This is a genomic window from Sorangium sp. So ce363 (assembly GCF_051520435.1).
GTDB lineage: Bacteria > Myxococcota_A > Polyangia > Polyangiales > Polyangiaceae > Sorangium > Sorangium cellulosum_B.
The window spans coordinates 11,847,985-11,866,318 of the sequence record NZ_CP150333.1; the positions used below are offsets into that span (position 1 = coordinate 11,847,985).

Here is an 18,334-nt window from a genome sequence, read left to right on the forward strand (position 1 = left end):
CACTCCGTTGTTCGCGAAGACGTCGGCGTTGCCTGGAGAGCGATGCTTCCTGGGACAGCGCCCTGGTCATCCGATCGCGACGATCGCTCTCGATCGGTCTTCGCGTGACATGTCACGGTGAAAGCGCGACAGCGACCGTGACATGTCACGCCCTCGATCGTGACATGTCACGGTCACGCGTCTGGCGGTACCGTCGAGCTCTTCGGCCCGGCGCGCCATGAGCCGCCTATTTCGGCCTGAACCTGCTGTGCCGGCGCGCCGTCCGACCGCCCCCGTCGTGTGCCGACCCTCCGCTTCGGTAGCTATCCACCGCGTCTCCGCCCATGGCCGTCACGGAAGCGAACGCTCACAAGGCGGCATGCGCCTTGCTCGACCGAGCTGGCTCGCCACGCACGAGCTTCTCATTGCTTGGAGGGTAGACAGATGGTCAAAGAACTCTTGATGAACGGGCTCTTGGCCCTCGTTGCGATCGGCGCCAGCGGGTGTGTCGCGGGGGCTGGCGAGGAAGAAGATGACAGCGAGGAGACCAGCGTTGCCGAGCAGCCCCTGGGTTGGGTGAGCGGGGGCGTCTGGCAGGCTGGCAGCGGGCCGGTGGACATGGGCGGCGCCTCGAACAGGACCTGCTTTCTGACAGGGATCATGGGGGACTTCGAGTCAGGCAACGAATGGGTGCACGCTTACATCTCGGGTGGGCGATGGTATCTCCACGGAAACAACACGCACGGAAGCGCCCGCGCCCTGGCCACCTGTGTCTCTTCGACCCTCGGCAGAACGGCCGAATTTTCGTGGTCGCAAGGCGATGCCGGCGTCGATCTCGGGTTGGATACGACGTCTGCCGGCCTTCCGCGGGCGTGCTTCCTCACACGGATGGGCGGAGATTTCAACGGCATGAGCGAGAGCGTGTCGGTGCTTCGGGTTTTCGGCCACTGGATCCTGAGCGGCGTCTCGAGCAGCACAGGGGTACACGCCAGGGCGCGCTGCATCACCGTCTCGTCGATAACCACTCAATTGGAGCTCACGGACGAGTTCGGTGTCCCTGCAGAAGACGACCCGACCTACGAAATGCTGACGCCGGTGGGCGACTTCGACACGCAATGCATGCTGACGCGCGTCGCGGGCGAGTTCAGCAGCAACAACCAGGATGACCACAGCATCATCATCTGGCGGAACCAGGAGCTACAGGCCCAATTTCTCAGCGTATGGACGACGAGGAGCCGGATCCAAGGCCGCGCGGGCTGCGTCAGGTAGGTTGACCGAGCCCCGTTGCGGCGTCTGCACGCGAAGCGTGTACCTCCGCTCACGGACGGCGTCGTTGAAGTGCTGCACGCAGCGGCGCAGGCCATGCGGCATCGCGTGGCGCGTCGTCGCCCCTGAGGCGCCCCGAGCGGTCCGGCAACCTACCATCTTCGCGCCGCTCGGGGTAGGGTGGCGGCGCCACGATGTCGGAACGCCCGCCTGAGCCGACCCTTACCGCCGACGAGGCCGCGAAGCACCGGGCGAGGTCCTACCTCGGGCGGGTGATCTCGAAGCGCTACCGCATCGACGAGGTCATCGCCATGGGCGGCATGGGCGCGGTCTACCGCGGCGAGCACGTGCATATGCACAAGCGCGTCGCGATCAAGATCCTGCACCCCGACACCGAGCGGCTCCCCGAGCTCGCGCAGCGCTTCGAGCGCGAGGCCATCGCCGGCGCCCACATCCAGCACCGGAACGTCGCGACCGCGACCGATTTCGGCGAGGCGGAGGACGGCTCGTTCTTCCTGGTCCTCGAGTACGTGCGCGGCACGACGCTCCACGAGATCATCCGGCGGGGGCCGGTGCCCGCCGCGCGCGCCGCCCTGATCGCCAGGCAGCTCGCGGCCGCGCTCGACGCGACCCACGCGATGGGCATCGTCCACCGCGACGTGAAGCCGCGCAACGTGATGGTCGTCGAGCCGCAGGGCGACCTCGTGAAGCTCATCGACTTCGGCCTCGCGAAGGTGAGCGTCGATCAGCTGCGCCGGTCCGTCGCGTCGCCGGAGTCCGCGCGGGCGGGGGCCGACTCGCTCCCGGTCCGGCTCACCACGGCCGGCGTGATCTTCGGGACCATCGCCTACCTCGCCCCGGAGTCGGCGCTCGGGATGGATTTCGTCGACGAGCGCGCGGATCTCTACGCCCTGGGCCTGATCTTCTACGAGATGCTGGCCGGCAAGCACCCGTTCCTCGCCAAGGATCCGGTCGAGCTCTTCAACCAGCAGCGGAGCGCGCCCGTGCCGGCGATCGCCGCGCACTCGCCCGGCGTCGAGGTCCCGCCTGCCCTCGAGGCGGTCGCGCGGCTCCTCCTCGAGAAGAATCCGCGCGCCCGCTTCGAGACCGCGGCGGAGCTGATCGCGGCGCTCGACGACGCGTGCTCCGTGTCCGGGATCGTGACGCACGAGCCGAGGGCGGAGATGTCGTCGAGGGGGGAGATGTCATCGAGGGCGGAGATGACGTCGGTGTCCGCGATCGCGGACGCGGCGCGCGTGCCGAGCAACCGGCCGCCCGTGCCCAGCGCGCCGTCGGGCGCGCCCGACGCGAGCGCCGGCGGCTCCTCGGCGATTGTCCTTGGCGATTCGTGCCTCGTCTCGTTCAACGATGTCGCGGACGCGCTGGCGCCTGCCGCGGACCGGGCGGCAGGTGAGCCGGCCGGGAGCGGCGCGAGCGCGAAGGAGGCGGAGAGCGCGCGCGCGTCGGGCGAGCTTTCGGAGGGTCGAACGGGCGGCGCCGAGCCGGCAGAGGCGGTGGCGTCGGCGGTGGACGGCGACGAGGACGAGGAAGACGCCCTCAGCCACTCGCGCCCGACGCCGGTGCGCAACACGCCGACCCTCGTCGCCGAGATGACGCGGGACTCGCGGCCGACCGCGGTGGGCGGCGCGGCGTTCATGGCGCAGGTCGCCTTCGCGCAGGAGGTCGCCAGGGCCGACGCTGCCTCCGCGGCCGACGACTCGAGCGTGCCGGACGACGCGCGCCCGACGACGGTGGGCGGCGCGGCGCTCATCGCGCAGGCCGCTTTCGCGCGCGAGGCCGCCGGCGGTGGCGCTCCTGCCGAGGTCGATGACCAGCGTCCTCCGCACGCGTCGTCACCGCTGTCCGAGGCGCCGGCGCGGTCGCAGGAGTCGCCGGAGCTGAAGGAGTGGGCGTCGCTGATGTCGATGCCGCCGTCGCCGGAGGTGCTGCCTCCGTCGCCGAGCGAGGCGGAGCGGTCCGTCGAAGCGCCTGGGGCGACGGAGGCAGCGGGGCTGGGCTCCCTGCGGCTGTCGCTGGACGACCTATTGCTGTCGTCGGGCAAGGCGGAGCGCCGTGCGGCCGAGCCCTCATCGAACAAGCCGTCGCCGTCGGGGGTGGAGGAGCCATCGCCGTCGGCTGCGGAGCCGGCGTCATCGAAGCCGCCGTCGTCGCCCGCAGCGGAGCGTGAGTCGTCGAAGCCACCGTCGGCGGAGCGTGAGTCGTCGAAGCCGCCGTCGGCGGAGCGTGAGACATCGAAGCCGCCGTCGTCGCCAACGGCGGAGCGTGAGACATCGAAGCCGCCGTCGTCGCCAACGACGGAGCGTGAGACATCGAAGCCGCCGTCGTCGCCAACGACGGAGCGTGAGACATCGAAGCCGCCGTCGTCGCCAACGGCGGAGCGTGAGACATCGAAGCCGCCGTCGGCGGAGCGTGAGACATCGAAGCCGCCGTCAGCGGAGCGTGCATCGTCGAAGCCGCCGACGTCTGTAGCGGAGCGTGAGACATCGAAGCCGCCGTCAGCGGAGCGTGCATCGTCGAAGCCGCCGTCAGCGGAGCGTGCGTCATCGAAGCCGCTGTCGTCGCCAGCGGCGGAGCGTGCGCCATCGGAGCCGCTGGCCGCATCCGCTGTGGAGCCGGCATCCGTCGCGAAGCCGGCGTCGTCGAAGCCGCCGTCCGGGGCCGACGCGGAGCCGGCGTCATCGCCTTCGCCCGCGCCGTCCGTGAAGGCGCAGCCGCCGCAGACCGAGCCGGCTCCCGTGGCGTCCGCGTCCCCGCCGCCGGGCGAGCCGCCCGCAGAGGATGCGGCGCCCGTCTCGGAGCCGACGTCCGAGCGGATGAGCGGCTCGCGGCCAGCCTTCGCCCCGACGCTGCTGCGCGAGCTGGAGGCCGCCGAGGCAGAGCGCGTCGCCCGCGAGCGCGAGGAAGAGGCCAGGCGGAAGCTCGCCGAGGAGGCAGAGCGCGCCGCGCGTGAGCGCGAGGAGAAGGCCAGGCGAAAGCGCGAAGCCCGGGAAGCTCGCGCGTCGCGGCTGGGCCACGAAGGCCTCGGCGGTCGCGTGGGCCGGCTGGCCCCGTACCTGGGCGGCGGCATCCTCGCGGCGGCCGTCATCGCGGCGCTCGCCGGCGGTGGGCGCGCCCCGCCCGAGCCGGAGCCCCAGCTCGGCCCCGCGAGGCCTCCCGCGAGCGCGCTCGCCACGAGCGAGCCGACCCCGGCCGACGCCGCCGCCGTCCCCGAGACGCCCGCGCCCACGGCGCAGGCGCCCGAGGCCGCTGTGCCGGCGGCGCCCGACGCGCCGGCCGAACCCCCGCCCGATGAAGCGGCCCGGAAGGCGCTCACCGACGCTGTCAGGGCGCGCCGGTGGGTGAAGGCCTCCGACGCGATCCAACAGCTCGCGGAGCGCGATCCGACGGCGCTCCGCGAGCGCGCGCTCGCGATCGCGGCGCGCAACGTCGCCATCGCCATCGCGAAGACGGGCGAGCAGCACGCCGACAAGGTCTTCGAGGCGCTCTCGAGCCGCTTCGGGACGGCGGGCATCGACGTGCTCTACGAGATCGTCGAGACCCGCGGCCGCTCCACGCCGGCCACCCGGGCCGCGAAGCTGCTCCGCGATCCGGACATCGCGGCCCGCGGGACCCCCGCGGTCCGGATCTCCTTCGAGCTGCGCGACGCCACGTGCGGCGAGAAGCTCCCGTTCCTCGAGCGCGCCGTCTCCGAAGGCGACGAGCGCACCCTCGTCGTGCTCGAGACGACGGTGAGGCCCTGTTACAAGAAGAGCCGGGCGATCGACGAGGCGATCAAGAACCTGCGATCGCGGCTCGAAGGCGGCTGAGCTCGCGCCGCGCGGCCCGCGCGGTCGCTCGGCGCATCCCGGCCCGCGCGCCGCGCATCGCCCTCGCCGGCCCGCTCATCCGAACAGCACGCGCTCCTCGAACGGCACGTCGCCGACCGACACGACCTCGCCGAGCACCCAGGCCTGCTCGCCGCTCTTGGCGAACGCCTCGATGGCCCGGTCCGCGGCGCCCTTCTCCACGACCGCGACCAGGCCGACGCCGAGGTTGAACGTGCGCCGCATCTCGGCCTCCTCCACGGGGCCGCCGCGCTGGAGCACCTGGAACACCGCCGGCCGCTGGTAGGAGCGGAGGTCGAGCCGCGCGCCCAGCCCGTCCGGCAGCACGCGCGGCAGGTTCCCCGGCAGGCCGCCGCCCGTGATGTGCGACAGCCCCCGGACCGCATCGCCGCAGGCCGCGAGGAGCGCCGTGATCGCGCGGGCGTAGATCCGGGTCGGCGTCAGCAGCGCCTCCCCCACGGTGCCGCCGAGGTCGGCCACGCGGTCGCTCATCGTGAGCCCCATCTCCTTCTCGAGCACGCGCCGCGCGAGCGAGAAGCCGTTCGAGTGCAGCCCGCTCGACGCCACGCCGATGACCGCATCGCCGGCCGCGATCCGCTTGCCGTCGAGGATGCGCGACCGCTCGACGACGCCCACGGCGAACCCGGCGAGGTCGTACTCGCCGTCCGCGTACATGCCCGGCAGCTCGGCCGTCTCGCCGCCGATCAGCGCGCAGCCGGCCTGCTTGCAGCCCTCGGCGATGCCGCGGACCACGGCCTCGCCCACGTCGACGTCGAGCTTGCCCGTCGCGAAGTAGTCGAGGAAGAACAGCGGCCGCGCGCCCACGGTCAGCACGTCGTTCACGCACATCGCGACGAGATCGATGCCCACCGTGTCGTGGACGCCCGTCGCGAACGCCACCTTCAGCTTGGTGCCGACCCCGTCCGTGCCGCTGACCAGCACCGGCTCGGACAGCCCGCCCGGCAGCGCGCACAGCCCGGCGAAGCCGCCCACGTCGGCGAGCACCTCGGGGATGCGCGTCGGCTTCGCGAGCCGCTTGATGCGCTCGACGAGCGCGTCCCCTGCATCGATATCGACCCCGGCTTCCCGGTACGTGACGCTCATGGCAGGCGCATCCCACACCTCGGCGGCAAAGGGAAGCGGGCTCGCTCTCCGGCTCCGGCCTCCGGGCGGCTCCGGGGTCGGCGGGCGGCCGGGCTCCCCGTGCCGCGGGGGCCGCCGCCGGCAGACGCGCGACCGCATGGCCGGGCGCGCGCGCGTGCTTCCCCCCAACGTCCAGCGAAAGCCCGTTCTACCAGCGCACGACGAGCGGCACTTCTGCAGGGAACTGGTGAGATTGCCCTTCGTGACCGTGATCCCACTCCAGCTCGAGAGAGCAGGTCGCCCCACGATCGATCGAGAGCATGCCCTGGTCCACGAACCAACGCACGCCCGACGAGAGCGGCGGGCTCTCCGCTGGCAGGTGCAGCCGGACACGCGTCAGCGTCCGGCGCGCGCCACGATGCGATCGCGACTCGATCGGGGTGGTCCGCCTGATGGTCCGGGGCGCCACGAATATCATGGGCTCCGCCAGGGACCCTCGCGGTGTCACGATGGGCATGCTCATGCCCGTCGGCATGTATTTCGGCTTGTAGTCCCAGGTCTCGAAGGGCCAGTCCCCGGCGCCTCCGGCATCGATGGTCCTGAAACAGATGCCAAACGGGCATGCACCGGTCTCGGCCCAATGAATGCGTTCGTCTAGCCCCAGCGGCCGAACGATTTCGGTCTGCAGCTCCTCCAGATCGTGGACGCCGAGGACCTCGAAGAACGCGTTCTCGAAGGCCGCGCACGCATTCGCGGTCCCCTGACCCTCATGCACCGCGTGGCGGCTGAAGCTCAGGCCGAACTCGGCGAGCATCCGCTCGACGATGCCCACGTCGGGCGTCGCGAGGAACACGTGATCGACTTCCCAGCCCATCGGCCGCCTCCGGCGAGTGGAGCCCGCGTCCCTGGCTCGCACGAGACTGTAGCGTGAAAAGCGACGCCATATCAACAGCACCACACCTGGTCAGGCTGTGCCGCGACCGGGACAGCCGGTGGGTTTGCAAACCGTCGCGTACGCCTGACGTCGCTTCGGGGTATGCTGCCGCGGCCACGCATCGTGGCTCGCGCCAAGGAAACCCCATGAGAGTCGGCGTCTCTGTCACCCTCCTTGTCTCCTCTTCCTTCCTCGCCGCCTGCTCCGACGGCGGGTCATCGGCCGGAGACGGCGGGACCGGGGGAACGGCCGGATCCGGCGGCGCTGCGGGGACGGGCGCCGCCGGCGCGACGGGGACGGCCGGCTCGGTGGGCGTGGGCGGCGCGGGCGGCGCGGGCCCGGGCGAGCCGATCGATCTCTGCGCGGGCCTCGTGCAGGACAAGGAAGCGCGCCCGATGACCGAGCTCGCCAGGCCGGCGCTCGGCGAGGCCGTCACCGACGCCGAGTTCGGCACCACGATCCGCCGGATCACGGCGGTCGCGCCGGGCGGCGGGAACGACCCGGTCATCAAGCCGATGTACTCGACCATCTCGGCGTGGAACGCGGACGAGTCGAGGCTCCTCCTCTTCTCGGTCGCGGCCGGCGAGCACCAGCTCTACGACGGCAAGACATACCAGTTCATCGAGGCGCTCGACATCACGCCGGCGGACATCGAGCAGGTGTACTGGCACACCTCCGATCCCGACGTCCTGTTCTACGTCGACGGCAAGGACTTCATCCGTTACCACGTCGGCGCCGGGACGAAGGAGGTCGTGACGACGTTCGACTTCTGCTCGGGCGGCGCGAGCGCGGGCGGAGACCCGCTGTTCATGTCGTGGGATTCGAACCGCATCGGCCTCACGTGCGACGATCAGGTGTTCATCTATGATGTCGGCCAGAATACGGTGCTCGCCAGGAAGGCGCTCGACGAGAACCCGGCCCAGGTCGCGCCGAGCGGCACGCTCGCGTTCCTGAGCGACAGCGGCGGCGTGACCGATCCGCGGCTGAACGTGGTGCGTACGCTGGATCTGCTGGAGCCGTACGGCCACGCGTCGCTGAGCATGGTGAACGGTCACGACACCTGGAACGGGGCTGTCTACGATCCCGGTCCCGGCGGCAATGACGACATCGGGCTCCTCGTCACATGGGATCTCGCCGAAGGCACCTCGAAGGTGGTCATCGGTCCGGAGACGGGGTGGCCCTACCCCCCGACAGGGCACATCTCGGGGATGGCATACAAGCAGCCGGGGTGGATCTTCGTGTCGTCGATCGGCGATGCGTCGGGCAGAGGGGTGCTCGACATGGAAAACCTGATCGCCGACACGAGCACGGGCAAGGTCTGCCGGATTGGCCGTCACCGGAGCTGGGGCAAGGAGAACACCCACCTCGCCGAGCCGTACTGGGCCGAGCCGCACACCGTGCCCAGCCCCAGCGGGACGCGCGCCGTGTTCGGGAGCGACTGGGGCAACGGGGATACCGTCGACGCCTACGTGATCGAGCTGCCCAGCTACACGCCGTGATGACGGGGACGCGACGGGTCGCGCTGGCCTGCCGGAGGTGCGCCCGGTCCTGCCGCCGCTGCCGATCGCGCCCCCGCTCCCGCCGCCACCGGCGCACGAGTCCGAGGGTGAGAAATCCCAGCCGCGCAAGGCAATGAAGACGCCGGAGGGATGTGCAGCGTCGAGCCAGCCGTTCGCCCTTGTTTTGCGCGTCGCGACCGACATTCTACGCGCCCATGTCCGCCACGCCCGACCCCGCTCCGCCCCTGGTCCTCGTCGCCGCCGCCGTCATCATCGAGCGCGGCCGCGTCCTGCTCACGCAGCGCAAGGCGGGCGCGCACCTCGAGGGCGCGTGGGAGTTCCCCGGCGGCAAGGTCGAGGCCGACGAGGATCCGCGGGACGCCCTGATCCGCGAGCTGCGCGAGGAGATCGGCGTCGAGGCCCGGGTCGGCGACATCGTCGAGGTGACCTACCACCGCTATCCGAAGAAGCCGGTGCTCCTCCTCTTCTACGCCGCGGCCCTCGCCGAGGGCTCGCCCGCGCCCGCCGCGCTCGACGTCGCCGCCGTGCGCTGGGCCGAGGCGGCCGATCTCCGGGACGAGCTCTTCCCGCCCGCCGACGTCGCGGTGCTCGCCAAGGTGCGCGCGCGGCTCGCGGCGACGTAGCCCATCGTGGAACGATGTCTCCCGCCTGAGAGCTGGTACACGGCGCTCCGCGAGGCTCGGGTAGCCTCCGGGATGAGGGGGCAGCGAGCCCCGCCGTGGGGGGCTCACAAGGCGGGGGAGCACGCCTCGCCGCGGACGTCGCCGATGAGGCTCGCGAGCCGCTGGGCGGGCAGCTCGCCGACGGCGCGCTCCACCTCCTGCCCGGCGGCGTCGACGCTGAGGAACGTCGGCACGAAGCGCACGCCGTAGCGGGCGGCGAGGGCCCGCCCGCGCGGATCGTCGACCTGGATGCGCAGGACGGTGCCGGCCTCCTTGGCGCAGCGCGCCTCGAGCTCGGTCACGAGCGGCGCCATGCGCTCGCACACCGCGCAGTGCGCGCTCTCGAACTCGAGCAGCCGAGGCATCCCCTCGGGCAGCGCGACGTCGCCCTGCGCCACGGCGCCCTCCGGGGCCGCGCACGCGCCGGCGGGGCCGCTCTCGCAGGGTGCGCCCGCGTCCACGGCCGCCGCGGGCGCCGGCGAGAGGGCGTCCAGACGGCCGTCAGCGACGGCGATCCCGGCGGCCACGAGCAGCGCCCCCGTCAGGCGCTGGAGGGCCGGCGTGGCCGGCATCAGGCGGCGCGCGAGCGCGACGGCCGCCGGCCCGACGAAGGCCGCGGCGACGAGCGGCGCGGCGAGTCCCGCGGCGTAAGCGCCGAGCTGGATCGCGCCGGTGAGCGGGCTCGCGCCCGCGCTGGCCGCGTAGGTCAACGCGGCGCCGAGCACCGGGCCGACGCACGGCGTCCACCCCGCCGCGAAGGCGATCCCGAAGAGCATGCCCCCCCAGAAGCCGCCCGCGCCCGGGAGGCGGGAGAGGAGAGGGCGCGCCTCGCGCTCGAGCCACGGGAGGCGCAGCACGCCCAGGAGCTTCGCGCCGAAGAGCGCCAGGAGCACGCCGGACGCGACGGTGAACGCGCGCCGGTGGGGCGCGAGGACCGCGGCGATCGCCGACGCGCCGGCGCCGAGCGCGACGAGCACGATCGCGAGGCCGATCGCGAAGCCGACACCGGCGAGGCGCACGCCGCGCTTCGCCGCCGCCGGGTCCGGACCGCCGAGCGCCCCGGCGCCGCCGAGGGCCGACAGGTAGACGGGGAGCATGGGGAGCACGCAGGGCGACGCGAACGTCAGGAGCCCCGCGCCGAAGAGCGCCAGCAATGAACCGATCGTCATGGGTCCTCGCGATCGACGGGATCAGCGCCCGAAGAGCGCCGGCGCGAGCGCCGCTGTGTCCACTTCAGCCACCGCGAGCACCGGCTGCTCCACGCTCCTCGCGCAGATCGCGTTGCCGAGCGGCCCTCGGGTGCACCCCACGCCGCGCCCCGCGAGCGCGCGCGCCGCCGTCGCGGCGCCGGACCCGGGCGGCGGCACGAACACCGTGAGCGGCTTGTCCCCGCTCGCGTACATGAGCGCCGCCGTGCGCGTGCCGCCGATCTGGCAGAGGCGCGCCCCGAGCAGCCGGGCGCCGGACACCGCCGGGACGGTCACCGCGTAGCCGAGCTTCCCCTCGAGCCACCCGGCGACGGCGCCCGGATCGGACGACTCGAAGTCGCACGGGCGCTCGCGCGCGAAGCCGCGCACGTGGTGGCTCACGAGCTCGTCGGCCATCGCCGCGCTCACGCCCCGGCTCGGGCTGCCGACGAGCAGCGCGGCGGCCGCCGCGGCCGCGGCGAGGGCGGCCGTGATCGCCCAGGGGCCGCGGCGCCGCGCGCGCGCGTTCCGAGCGGCGGCCTCCGCCCGATCGCGCAGGCGCTCCGGGACCTCCCCGTCCGCCTTCGCGACGAGCGCGCGCCGCACGCCGCCGAGGACCTCCGCTGCGCGCCGGCAGGGCGCGCAGCCGGCGACGTGCGCCTCGATCCGCGCCGCGTCTTCGGGCGTCACCTCGCCGTCGTGCCACGCCGAAATGTTCTCGAACCACTCGCGGTTGCACCCTGCCATGACGTCTCCTCGCATCGTTCGGAGAGGCCCTCGACGAGCGCGAGCCGCGCCCTCGAGAGCCGTGATCGCACCGTGCCCACCGGGCACGCCTGGAGATCGGCGATCTCCTCGTAGGAGAGCTCCTCGACCTCCCGCAGGAGCAGCGCCTCGCGCCACTCCGGGGGCAGGCGCGCGAGCGCGCGCTCGACCTCGTCGGCGAAGCCGCGCTCGACGAGCTCCGCCTCCAGATTGCCCTGCGGCTCCGGCACCGACTCGGCGCCCCGGCCGCCCTCGATCACCTCGAGGCGCTGCCGCGCGCCGCGCGTCGTGTTGAGCAGCACCGACCGCTCGATGCGGAGCAGCCACGCGCGCATGCGCCCCTCGTCGCGCAGGTCGGCGTGCCGCTCGATCGCGCGCACGATCGTCGCCTGCGCCAGATCCTCGGCGTCCTGCTCCGAGCGCGTCAGGCGGCGCGCCGCCCGCAGGAGGCACGGCAGCTCGGCGAGGAGCCGATCGACGAACGAGGTGTGGGGAGACGTGCGCATGGGCCGGGCCGGGAGGAGGAAGGCTGACGCCGCCTCGTTTCCCGGACACTTCCAGGACACGGCGAGCCCCGAGAAAAGTTCCTGACACTGCGGGAGGCGATCCGGCCCACGTCGACCGGTGATCCGGCCCACATTGACGAGGGCGGATGCACCCGGGCTCGCAGGTGGGACCCGCGTCGGGGCCATGCCCTCCGAGGGGCTGCGGTCCTCCGTCACGCCTCCCTGGTCGTCGCTCTCGCCGAGCCTCCACCGCGCGGCGCCGGCCGGCGGGAGCGTCACCGGCTTCGTAGCTCGGCCGAGAAGGAGCGCTCTGCCGCTGCTATCTGGCTGGATTGTCGCGGGATCTTGGCCGCTCAGCCGGCGATGCCGGCTCGCCTGGCCGAGAAGGGCGACAGATCGAGCGGCGGCTCCTCTCCGGCGATCAACGCCGCCACGATCTTCGCCGTCACCGGGGCGAGCAGCACGCCGTTGCGGAAGTGCCCTGTCGCGAAGATCAGATTCGCGATCTCCCCCTCGCCGAGGATCGGCAGCGCGTCCTTCGGGTGGGGCCGGAGGCCGGCCCACGTCCTGCCGATCGGCGCGTCGCCGAGCGCGGGCACGAGCCGGAGCGCCGCGGTCAGGAGGTCGCGCACGGCGCGCGACGTCACCGCGGTGACGTAGCCGGCGAACTCCGTGGTCGCGCCGACGAGCACGCGCCCGTCGTCGCGCGGCGACAGGTAGCAGCCGGGGCCGTAGACGACCTGCGAGAGCACCGGCGTCGCCGGCGTGAGCTCGACGATCTGCCCGCGCGCCGGGCGCACCGCTGAGGGCGCGAGGCCCGACGCCTCGAGCAGGGACGACCAGCTCCCGGCGGCGAGCACCGTCCAGCCCGCCTCGACCTTCGTGCCGTCCTCGAGCTGCGCGCCGCGCGCGTGCTCCCGCTCGACCACGATGCGCCGGACGGTCGCCCCGGTGCTGAACCGCACGCCCGCGCGCTCCGCCGCGATGCGCAGCGCGCGCATGAGCGACGGCGGATCGATGCGCGCCTCGTCGGCGAGCCACGCGCCGCCGGCGACCTCGTCGCAGAGCGCCGGCGCGTGCGCGCGGGCCCCGTCGCCGTCGCAGATCTCCACGGCGAGGCCGGTCTCTCGCTGCCACCCGAGCTCGCGCGCGATCTCTTCGCGTCCTTCCGCGGTGAACGCCACGCGGAGGGCGCCGCTCTGCCGGTACCCGACGTCGATCCCCGTCGCGTCGACGAGCGACCCGGCGAGCTCCGCGTACAGGGCGCGGCTCGCGAGGCAGAGCCGCGCGAGGGGGCCGTCGCCCGCGGCCTCGAGCTGGGGGCCGATGATCCCCGCCGCCGCCCACGAAGCGCCCTCGCCCTGGTTGCGCTCGAGGACGCGGACAGACAGCCCGCGCCGCGCCAGGGCCAGCGCCGAGGCGCACCCGGCCACGCCGCCGCCGATCACCACCACGTCGCTCATCGGCGCGTGCATAGCACGCCGGGCGCCGAGGGGGGCTTTGCGCGGGAGCGCTGCGGGGGCTGGCGCGCGCCGGGAGGAGCGACGCGCATTGCCCGTTCACCTCGTCCGCGGCTTCCGTGAGGGGAGGCCGGCCCCGGCCAGCGGCCGCTGTTGCCGCGCGTGGAAGAGGCGCAGCAGCCAGAGGTCACCGTCGCGGCCGGAGGCGTCCACGAGATACCAGATGACGTAGGGGAGCTTGCGCAGGAGGAGCCTGCGGACGACGGCGCGGTCCTCGTCGTCCTTTGCCTCGGCGGGACCGATCCCGGGGAAGCGGGCGAGGAGCTCGATGGCCTCGTCGAGGCCGGTCCGCAGGCGCTCAACCTGCTCGATCCCGCGGTTCTCGTCGAGCCAGCGCACCTGATCGCGGAGGTCGCGGGCGAACTCCCGGCGGAAGCGGACGCGGCGGCCCACGCGGCGCCCTGGCCTAGCGGGCGCCGCGACGAGGGGCGTCACGGAGCGCCTCGTCGAAGATGGAGTCGATCTCCTGGCGCGCGGCCTCGTCGTGGTCTCCCGCTTTCATCCGCTCCCAGACCGCCCAGACCTGGGCTCGCTGCCACTCCTCGGCCCGGCTGAGCTGCTCTGCGTCGTCGATCTCTTGGACGCGCTCGCTGAGGAGCGCGCGGATCGCGGGCGAGAGCTTGAGGCCGCGCTTCTTCGCCTCGGCCTGGACCCGCTCCCGGAGCTCGGCCGGGAGCACCACGCTGACGGGTCCGCTGTCCTCGTCCGGGCCTCGCCCCGCCGGACCGCGTTCCTCATCCCGGCCACGCTTCGCCGTTCCCGTCCCTCTCATCGGTGCTCCTCGCGGAGACAGGATAGTGAAATCCACTATAGCGTGCAACCGGGCGGTCCGGCCGCTGCTGGGGAGACGTCGGAGATCTCTGAAGAGCGCCGAGCGCTGGCCAGCTCCGTCGGCCAGTGATGGCCGGACTTCTGAGGATGCCCAACCTAGGAGAGGACGCCGACTTCGAGCGCCCCGTGGATTACGGGCGGCCGGTCATCGAGTTCGATTGAGGCACTTTCCCAGCGGAGCTGCCGGAATGGGGGTTCTGATCGACACTACGTGCTGTCGGAGATGCGCAAGCGTCGAGCCGGTCGTGAACCATGGCCGACCGGAGCCCCCGCCGGTCCGGCGGTGCTCCAAAGATCACGGCAACTGCCGGCCCATCTCCGCAAGCGCAGCCTTCCGGGCTTCGTAGTCCGGCATTACCCGTGCCAGCCGCTGCCAGAACGCCGACCCATGGTGCGGCTCGATGAGGTGTACCAGCTCATGGAGCACGACGTACTCGACGACCCTGGGAGGCAGCAGGATGGTCTTCCAGTGGAAATAGAGGCGCCCGCCCTTGCCACAGGAGCCCCAATGGTAGCCGAGGTCCTGCACAACCAACCGCCCGGGCTGCACCTCGATGCGACCGGCGTACCGCTCGACGCGCGCCTCAAGCCACGGGCGAGCGTGCGCGGCATACCAGCGGACCATATGCGCGTGCCCGTCGACGGCGTCGGCGCGGCGCATCTTGAACCGCCCCGCCTCTAGCTTCACGGGGACGTCGAGCTCAGGCACCAAGAGCAACCGGAAGGTTCGACCCAGGTACGGGAAACCCTCGCCGCTGACGAACTGCCGGGCCAGCGCCTTCGGCGGAAGCGTCTCCTTGGCGGCGAGCTTCTGGTAGACCCAGAATTGCTTCGCACGTGCGAAGCGCTCGAGCTGGGCCGGTGCCGTCGTCGAGGGGGCGGACAGCAGGAGCTGACCATCCCGATCGATCGTGATCTCCAGCGTGCGCCGCCGATCGCTGCGCCGCACCTGGAACTCTAGGTCACCCACCACCAGCGCAGTCATCCGCTCACCAGCTTGGTGTGGTTTGCCTTGGCCAGCTCCATCACCCGGTCAGCGACAGCATCCGCCCGCTCGAAGGGGACGATCTCGTGATCGTCCAGGAACGTAAACACCGCCCCGCGGAGCACTTCCCGCGCATGCGTGTTCTTCCAGAAGTCGACGATCCGGATCTCTGCGCGGATCACGTCCACGAGCTGCACGGTGAGCTGTATCAGCCAGCGGGCATCGGCGGGCGGCACCGGGCGGTCCTTCGCCCGCTCCTCTTTGAGCATCGCGAAGAACGGCAGCTGCGTCTTCGGGTCGAGCCCGCTGTCGTCCTTCTTGCGACCCTTCCCCGTCTCGTCAGCGAGCCCCTTCAACTCAAGCGCGAGCTGCTCCCAGTTCTCGCCGTACATCTTGAGGAGCTCCTCCAGCCGCTCGGACAGCCGCTGGTAGTGAACCGGATCCTCGTTGACGTGCTGGCGGATGTGGTGCCGGATGGCGTGCTCCATCTCCGACGCTTTGGCCCTCGGGGAGGCTTGCTGCTCCACATGCGCCGCGAAGCCTGCGTCGGTGATGGTCATGGGTGCGATCTTCGGGTCCACGCCGAGCGACACGATGTGATCGTCGATGAGCCTGCGGACCTTCGCGCCGATCGACTTGGCGAGCTCGGGCAGGCCCTGTCCGCGGTAGCGGTCGCGTGCCTCTGCGTAGATGAGGCCGAGCTGCTTCGCGTCCTTCAGGTAGGGCAGGCCCTCGGGCCGCGGGAGCACAAGGTCGAGCGTGTCGAGGAACTGCTTGAGCTTCACGGTGAACTCGGCGCGCAGCCGCTCGTCGGAGAGGAGCTGTACACATTCCTCCAGCGCATGGATGTCGTCCACGCCGTGGCTCGTGAAGAAGTCGAGCAGCCGCTGGTGACGGTCGCGCAGCTTGGGGATCTCGTCGCGGAGGCTGCGGAGCGCGCCCTCGATGTCCTCAGCGCTGTACTCCTTGAGCGCGGTTTTCAGGTGCTGCGCCACGCCGTAGTAGTCGACGATGATGCCCGCCTGCTTGCCGTGCCCGGTGCGGTTCACCCGAGCAATGGCCTGGAGGAGCTCGGCCTCTCGGATCGGCCGGTCCAGGTACATCACGCCCTCGATGGGCGCGTCGAAGCCGGTGAGGAGCATCGACTTCACGATCAGGAACGCCAGCGGATCGGCTTTGGTCTCGTCCTCGTGCTTCAGCGGTTTGATAAACCGGGCAATGTGGGACTCGATCTTCGCAGAGTCGGTCCACAGGCTGTAGATCGGATCGTCGTTATGAACGCCGGAGATCACGGCTGCGAACTCGAGCCGCTCGAGCATCGCGAGGTGGCGCGAGGCGCGCACGGCAGCGCGGATCTTCCGCGGCTTGGCCTGGAGCGCCTCGTCGTCGAGGTCGCGGAGCGCGGGGTCGAGTGCCTTCGCCTCCTTCACCAGCTCGTCGCGTGCCTCGGGGAGTGCCTTCGCATACCGGGCGGCCGCGAGCCGGCTACAGGCCGCCACCTGAGCCTTCAGGCCGTTGGGCAGGATGTGCTCCACGTAGTGTCGGAGCATGTCCCGCGCCTTGGACTTGATCATCTCCTCGGCCTCAAGGACGTTCCCCTTGGTAGCGTACTTGCGCCTGATCGCCTCCATCTCCTCGGGCGTCTTCTCGGAGAACATGTCCTCGAAGAGCTGATCGAGGTCGCGGCCGTCGCTCACCGCGCCGGTGGCCGTGCGGCCTTCGTACAAGATCGGGACGGTCGCGCCGTCGGCCTCGGACTCCTTGAGCCGGTAGCGGTCGATGAACTCGCCGAAGATCTCGTGGGTGCGCTTCTTCGCCCCCATGATGACGGGCGTGCCGGTGAAGCCCAGCCGCGCGGCGTTGGGCAGTGCCTTCTGCAGGTTGGCGTGCATCGTGTTCGTGTGCGACCGGTGCGCCTCGTCCACCATGACGAGGATCGACTCGTCCTCGTTGAGCACCGGGAACGCTTCGGCGGCCACCTGGGCGCTGGCCTTGTCATCGTCGCGGTCGCCGTACTTCTGGATCATCGCGAAGACGATGCCGGGCCCCTTCTTGGCCAGGAGCTTCTTCAGCTCGTCGACCTTGCGGGCGACCTTCACGGTCTCGCCGGTGAGCGCCGCGGTACCGGAGAGCTGGCGCTCCAGATCTTTGCGATCGGTGATGATGACGACCTTGAAGCGGCGCAGCGTCGGGATCGAGCGGAGCTTTCGCACCAGGAAGACCATGGTCAGGCTCTTCCCCGAACCCTGCGTATGCCAGATAATGCCGCCGCGCCGGTCGTGCTCGCCGTCCTGCTCGCGGGTCTTGCCGTGGAGGAGCCGATCGATGGCGGCCTGCACGGCGCGGAACTGCTGGTAGCGGCCGACGACCTTCACCGTCCGCCCCGAGACCTGCTGGTAGAGGGTGAAGTGCCGGAGGATGTCGATCAGGTGCGCCGGACGGAGCATGCCGGCGATGAGCTTCTGCTGGCTGGAGAGCTTGGAGGGGTGCTCCAGGCCGAGCTCGGCCGCGACGTTGGCCTGCGGGATGGGGGCGGTGTCCTTCCAGGCGAGGTAGTGCTCGAGGTCGGCGCCGATGGTCGCTGAGCGAGCGTCGTCGAAGGTCGTGGCCACGAGGAACTGGTTGGTCACGAAGAGCCGTTCATTGCCCTCGTTCTCCGTCATCTCGCCCGCGGCCCTCCGCTGGTTCTGGTAGCGCCGGAGCTGGTCGACAGCGCTCGGGATGGCCTCGGGAACCGTGGGGCTCTTGCACTCGACCACGACGATGGGGATCCCGTTCACGAAGAGGACGAGGTCCGGGATGATGTACGGAACCGCCTGGCCACGGGGGCAATCGACGCGGAACTGGTTGATGACCGTGAAGGTGTTGTTCTCGGGTTTCTGCCAGTCGATGTAGTGGATCGTCTGCTGGCGGCCCCCGTCCCAGTCGGGCAAGCCGTCGACGGCGTGGCCTTCCAGGAGGAGCTTGGTGGCCTCCTGGTTGGCCTCCATGAGCCGGGGCGCGCTGATGCGCGTGAGGGCCGCGATGGTCTGCGAGATGCGGGCATCGTCGAGCCAGGGCTGGCCGTTTCGGAGATTGATGCGACGGAGGGCCTGACGGAGGTCGGGCTCGAGGAGGACGTCCCGGAAGGAAGTACGGCCGGTGACAGAGGGGTGATCGAGGCTACCAGTGATGTGCTTCCAGCCCAGCGAGCTGAGCTGCTCTATGAAGGGCAGCTCGACATTGATGTACTCGGGGCCGCCGCTCATGGT

14 protein-coding genes are annotated in these 18,334 nt (G+C 71.5%); 4 read left to right on the forward strand and 10 right to left on the reverse strand.

Going from position 1 to position 18,334, the window contains the following annotated elements:
- The first annotated feature begins 423 nt into the window (after positions 1-423).
- Positions 424-1,248 carry a hypothetical protein gene (locus tag WMF12_RS44560; protein ID WP_437854772.1) on the forward strand — a complete coding sequence of 275 codons (825 nt, stop codon included), beginning with the start codon at positions 424-426 and terminating at the stop codon, positions 1,246-1,248.
- A 191-nt stretch (positions 1,249-1,439) separates the two neighbouring features.
- Positions 1,440-5,072, forward strand: coding sequence for a protein kinase domain-containing protein (locus WMF12_RS44565; RefSeq protein ID WP_437854773.1), 3,633 nt, complete (start codon positions 1,440-1,442; stop codon positions 5,070-5,072).
- 75 nt (positions 5,073-5,147) lie between these two features.
- On the opposite strand, the gene purM is transcribed toward WMF12_RS44565, so the two are convergent.
- Both purM and WMF12_RS44575 read right to left on the reverse strand, forming a co-directional pair.
- On the reverse strand, positions 5,148-6,194 hold the full coding sequence (purM, locus tag WMF12_RS44570) for a phosphoribosylformylglycinamidine cyclo-ligase (protein WP_437547396.1): 1,047 nt from the start codon (positions 6,192-6,194) through the stop codon (positions 5,148-5,150).
- A 187-nt stretch (positions 6,195-6,381) separates the two neighbouring features.
- Complete coding sequence (locus WMF12_RS44575; protein ID WP_437854774.1) at positions 6,382-7,026, reverse strand: VOC family protein; 645 nt, start codon at positions 7,024-7,026, stop codon at positions 6,382-6,384.
- 227 nt (positions 7,027-7,253) lie between these two features.
- On the opposite strand from WMF12_RS44575, the gene WMF12_RS44580 reads away from it, so the two are divergent.
- Together WMF12_RS44580 and WMF12_RS44585 are read left to right on the forward strand one after the other, a co-directional pair.
- The gene (locus WMF12_RS44580) at positions 7,254-8,606 is read left to right on the forward strand and encodes a hypothetical protein (protein ID WP_437854775.1); all 1,353 of its coding nucleotides are present in this window, start codon (positions 7,254-7,256) and stop codon (positions 8,604-8,606) included.
- A gap of 215 nt (positions 8,607-8,821) precedes the next feature.
- Positions 8,822-9,250 carry a (deoxy)nucleoside triphosphate pyrophosphohydrolase gene (locus WMF12_RS44585; RefSeq protein ID WP_437854776.1) on the forward strand — a complete coding sequence of 143 codons (429 nt, stop codon included), beginning with the start codon at positions 8,822-8,824 and terminating at the stop codon, positions 9,248-9,250.
- Between the two features lie 104 nt (positions 9,251-9,354).
- On the opposite strand, the gene WMF12_RS44590 is transcribed toward WMF12_RS44585, so the two are convergent.
- The 8 genes from WMF12_RS44590 to WMF12_RS44625 form a co-directional block, all read right to left on the reverse strand.
- Positions 9,355-10,458: a cytochrome c biogenesis protein/redoxin gene (locus tag WMF12_RS44590; protein WP_437854777.1), complete on the reverse strand. Its 1,104-nt coding sequence runs from the start codon at positions 10,456-10,458 to the stop codon at positions 9,355-9,357.
- Positions 10,459-10,479: 21 nt separating this feature from the next.
- Positions 10,480-11,223, reverse strand: a complete 744-nt coding sequence (locus WMF12_RS44595) for a zf-HC2 domain-containing protein (protein WP_437742820.1) — start codon at positions 11,221-11,223, stop codon at positions 10,480-10,482.
- The gene (locus WMF12_RS44600; protein ID WP_437854778.1) at positions 11,163-11,747 is read right to left on the reverse strand and encodes an RNA polymerase sigma factor; all 585 of its coding nucleotides are present in this window, start codon (positions 11,745-11,747) and stop codon (positions 11,163-11,165) included. The genes WMF12_RS44595 and WMF12_RS44600 overlap by 61 nt, the downstream gene beginning before the upstream one ends.
- A gap of 353 nt (positions 11,748-12,100) precedes the next feature.
- Positions 12,101-13,210 (reverse strand): glycine oxidase ThiO, encoded by a 1,110-nt coding sequence (thiO, locus tag WMF12_RS44605; RefSeq protein ID WP_437854779.1) that lies wholly within the window; start codon positions 13,208-13,210, stop codon positions 12,101-12,103.
- 96 nt (positions 13,211-13,306) lie between these two features.
- On the reverse strand, positions 13,307-13,702 hold the full coding sequence (locus WMF12_RS44610) for a type II toxin-antitoxin system RelE/ParE family toxin (protein ID WP_437854780.1): 396 nt from the start codon (positions 13,700-13,702) through the stop codon (positions 13,307-13,309).
- Positions 13,674-14,039: a hypothetical protein gene (locus tag WMF12_RS44615; RefSeq protein ID WP_437854781.1), complete on the reverse strand. Its 366-nt coding sequence runs from the start codon at positions 14,037-14,039 to the stop codon at positions 13,674-13,676. The genes WMF12_RS44610 and WMF12_RS44615 overlap by 29 nt, the downstream gene beginning before the upstream one ends.
- A gap of 354 nt (positions 14,040-14,393) precedes the next feature.
- Entirely contained in the window at positions 14,394-15,083 is a 690-nt protein-coding gene (locus tag WMF12_RS44620) for a M48 family metallopeptidase (protein WP_437854782.1), read from the reverse strand.
- Positions 15,080-18,331 carry a type I restriction endonuclease subunit R gene (locus tag WMF12_RS44625; RefSeq protein WP_437854783.1) on the reverse strand — a complete coding sequence of 1,084 codons (3,252 nt, stop codon included), beginning with the start codon at positions 18,329-18,331 and terminating at the stop codon, positions 15,080-15,082. The genes WMF12_RS44620 and WMF12_RS44625 overlap by 4 nt, the downstream gene beginning before the upstream one ends.
- Between the last annotated feature and the right edge of the window lie 3 nt (positions 18,332-18,334).